Origin of the sequence: Phaeovulum sp. (genome assembly GCF_041596715.1) — a bacterium.
Classification (GTDB): domain Bacteria; phylum Pseudomonadota; class Alphaproteobacteria; order Rhodobacterales; family Rhodobacteraceae; genus UBA6213.
In genome coordinates, this window is record NZ_JBFHIA010000352.1 from 1 (window position 1) to 2261 (window position 2261).

Below are 2261 nucleotides of genomic sequence, written 5' to 3' on the forward strand. Positions count from 1 at the left end.
GGTCGGGCGTCAGAATACCCCGCACCATATCCGCCCGAGCTTTTCGGAACTGGAAGAAGCGATCAAGGCGATCAAGCAGGACGCGGCATGATCGCCGCGCTTCGCCTTTGGCTTTTTGTATTGCTGTTTGCCGTGCCGGCATCGGCCGAAACTGTGCCGGTGCTATCTGGCGAGCATGAGTCGTTTTCACGTCTCGTATTGCGGCTAAGCGAGCCGAGCGGCTGGCTGCTCGGCAAAGCCGATGGCGGGTACGAATTGCGGCTTTCGCGGCCCGAAATCACCCTCGATCTGGCGCGGGTTTTTCAGTTCATTCCGCGCACGCGCATCACGGCGCTGACTGCGGCCGAAAGCGGGCTTTCGCTATCGGTGGCGCGCGGAACACATGCGACCGCCTTTGAAGCGCAGCCCGGAACGATCGTGATTGACGTTGCGAACGGGCCCGCGCCCGCAGGCTCGCCATTCGAAGCGTCATTGGTGCCTGACGTCCCGGCGGGTGCTGCCACCACGCTACCCACGCTCGACGCTCTGACCCTGCCAATGCGCCCAGCCATTGTGCCACCCGATCCCCGCCTCGCCTACGCTTGGCCCAATCTCACCGCCCCTGCACAGGCCCCCAGCGCTTCGCCCGCCGCCCACGACCCACGTGTAGCAGAGGCCGAGCAGCAATTGATGTTGCAGCTTGGCCGCGCGGCCAGCCAGGGCCTTGTGACCATGACGCTTCCAGATAGCCCAAACCCGCCAGCCGCACTACCGCCCCTTTCCCCCCAGCCACCCGCCGAACCTGATCTTGCCACACAGGCGACGCATCAACTGGCGGTGCGTTCACAAACCGTGTTTGATCGCGACGGTCCCAAAGGACGTCCACGCGAAGCCCTCAACCCGGATGGGTTGGCCTGCATTGCGGACGAGTTCGTGAACGTCTCGGATTGGTCAAACGGCGACCCGGTGGCGCTCCAGATCGGTACCGCGCAGACCGGCCTGCTTGGAGAGTTTGACCGGCCAGACAGTGACCGGGTGCTTGCACTCGCGCGGCTATATATCGCGCTCGGCATGGGCGCAGAGGTTCCCGCGCTTTTGCAAAGCCTCGGCACCGAAGTTTCGCATGCAGAACTGTTGCGCGCCATGGCTGCGATCATCGACGATGCGCCAGTGCCAACCGCCGCGCGGCTGGCCGAAATGACGGCATGCGAATCTCAGATCGCGCTGTGGGCTGTGCTTGCCAGTTCTTCGCTTGAACACGGTGATGCGGTAAACACGGTTGCCGTATTGCGCGCGTTTTCGAACCTTCCGCTCAATTTGCGGCATCTGCTCGGGCCGCGGCTTGCGGACCGTCTGCTTGACATCGGTGCCGAGGCGGCGGCCCGCGGCTTGCGAAGCGCGATCACCCGCGCGCCGGGCGACCACGGCACGGCGGTCGGGCTGATCGACGCGGGGATCGAGCTTTCGGCAGGCGCGCCCGCGGCCGCCGCCGCGGCGCTGATGCCGATCATGGCCGAAAACGGACCAGATGCGCCCCTAGCAACGATCCGCTTCATTGACGCGCAGCTTGCGGCCGGGGAAGCTGTGCAGCAGCCAACCATCGACGCCGTCGCCGCGCTGGCGTTTGAACACCGCGAAGCCGCGCTTGGCCCAGAACTCGCGCGCGCCCACATGCTGGCCGCAGGATCGGCGGGGCTTTTCGAACAGGCTTTCGCCGCACTTGCCAATATGCCTGAACAAGCCTCGGACGCGTTCGTGGCGGCGCGCACCGCCGAACTCATGCATCAGTTGGCTGCGACGCCGGATGATCTGGTTTTTGCGACGCAGTATTTTGCAAATCGGACACTCGTATTGCTGCAACGCGACTGGGCACTGCAAATGCAAACCGCCGCGCGGCTGATTGATCTCGGCTTTCCTGCCGAGGCGCGGCGCGTGCTAGGGGCCGAGGCCGTGCGCACTGATGAGGGCCGTCTACTTCGCGCGCAGGCATCGCTTCTTGAGGCTGACGGTGCCGCGGCCCTTGCCGAAATCTCTGGCCTTGACGGGGCAGAGGCAACGCGCCTGCGCGCCGAAGCATTGCGCCTGACCGGCGATCACGACGCGGCGCGACGCGCCTTTGAACGCGTGGATGACCCAGCCAATGCCGCTGAAGAAGCATGGGCAGCTGGCGCATGGGCCGAGGCGGCAGTGCTTGGCACCGACGCCCAGCGCGCGTTGCTGGCAGCCTTCGGGCTTGGCACCCCAACCCCCGATGCCGCACCTGCGCCGCCAGATGAGGCACC

Annotated in this window: 1 protein-coding gene and 1 pseudogene; both read left to right on the top strand. The window is 65.5% G+C overall.

All coding sequences use genetic code 11. From position 1 onward, the window contains the following. Nucleotides 1-91 (top strand): annotated as a pseudogene (locus ABY403_RS15860) (flagellar motor stator protein MotA); the annotation flags it as partial. Then, a partial coding sequence (locus ABY403_RS15865; protein WP_372841782.1) for a hypothetical protein occupies nucleotides 88-2261 on the top strand: 2174 nt, incomplete at its 3' end. The pseudogene ABY403_RS15860 and the gene ABY403_RS15865, both read left to right, overlap by 4 nt.